The organism is Xanthomonas sp. PPL134 (assembly GCF_040595915.1).
Classification (GTDB): Bacteria; Pseudomonadota; Gammaproteobacteria; order Xanthomonadales; family Xanthomonadaceae; genus Xanthomonas_A; species Xanthomonas_A indica.
In genome coordinates this window covers 1-1,170 of sequence record NZ_JAMDLL010000027.1, presented here as the reverse complement: position 1 = coordinate 1,170, position 1,170 = coordinate 1, and the positions used below count along the sequence as shown (strand labels likewise).

Here is a 1,170-nt window from a genome sequence, read left to right as displayed (position 1 = left end):
GTAGGAGTCAACTGTCATGCAGCCGCGATGACAGGAGGGGCATACGCTGCCTGATCACGCGCGATCGCGTTGAGCCAGCGCAGGAACTTGTGCATGCAGGCGACGATGGCGACCTTGGCTGGTTTGCCGGCCGCGCGCAGGCGGGCATAGGTCTTGGCCAAGGGGGATTTGGCGCGGATGCTGGCCCAGGTGGCCATGTACAGCACGCGTCGGATCTCGGCCCGTCCGCCTTTGATGCGACGCTGGCCCTGCCAGCGGCCGCTGTCGCGATTGAACGGGGCTAGCCCGACCAGAGCAGCGAGCTTGCGCGGCGGTAACTTGCCCAGTTCCGGCAGCCGTGCGGCCAGGACCGCGCGCAGGATCGCGCCAAGTCCGGGCACCTTCGGCAGGGTGGAGCAGGTCGTAGCCTGCTGCTCGATCTGCCGCGTCAACGCCTGGATCTTCTGGTTCAGTAGGGCGATCACCTCTTGGCAGTGGCCTTGCACCTCGGGGCTGGTGATGTGCTCCAGCCGCCGCCGATGGGCATCACGCTGGCCGACCAGAGTGTCGCGTAGGTCCAGCAATTCGCGCAGGGACTGAAGATGCTCGGGTAGTACGGCTGTGGGTGTGGCCGGGATGTGCTGGGCGGCGATGGCCAACAGGCGCGCGTCCAGGGCGTCGGTCTTGGCGTGCAGGCCAAGGGCCTTGGCCAGGTTCCGCGGACGATCGGCGGCCACCCTTGCCGCGGGCAGGTCCGCCTCCCGAAGGACTCGCAGCAGGGCATGTTCATAGCCACCACTGGCTTCCAGCACGATCCGCTCGCAGTCCAGCCCCGTCAGGCGCTGGGCCAGCGCACGCCGCTCCTGTGCGGTGTTCGGCTGGGTCCAGGTGTGGCCCTCCGGCAGGACATGAATGACCAGTTCGGCCTTGGCAACATCGATCCCGACAAAGCGTCGCATAGACGTTCTCCGCAGTAGACTCAGGGGTGAGAGCACTCCTGCCGATGCCCATGCTTGTGGAGTTCGAGCTCGCGACTCGGGCAACTGTTCGGGCTTGTGAGGCAGGAGTACGGAGTGCGGCGGCGCTGACTCCTACTCGTGCTTGCTTGGCACTGCGGCTAAACGGCCTGCCGCACTCCGCTCTCACCTACAACGATAGACCCTCATAAGACACAAGCGGCTTCAGCCGCGA

At 66.1% G+C, this 1,170-nt stretch carries 1 protein-coding gene; it reads right to left on the bottom strand.

Features of this window, described 5'->3' with window-relative positions:
- Positions 1 to 14 precede the first annotated feature (14 nt).
- Positions 15 to 938 (bottom strand): transposase, encoded by a 924-nt coding sequence (locus tag M3U25_RS20520; RefSeq protein ID WP_355503875.1) that lies wholly within the window; start codon positions 936 to 938, stop codon positions 15 to 17.
- Between the last annotated feature and the right edge of the window lie 232 nt (positions 939 to 1,170).

What these genes read in the sequence shown, in the direction of transcription:
- M3U25_RS20520 (WP_355503875.1), bottom strand. Translation starts at nt 938, where the DNA reads ATGCGACGCTTTGTCGGGATCGATGTTGCCAAGGCCGAACTGGTCATT.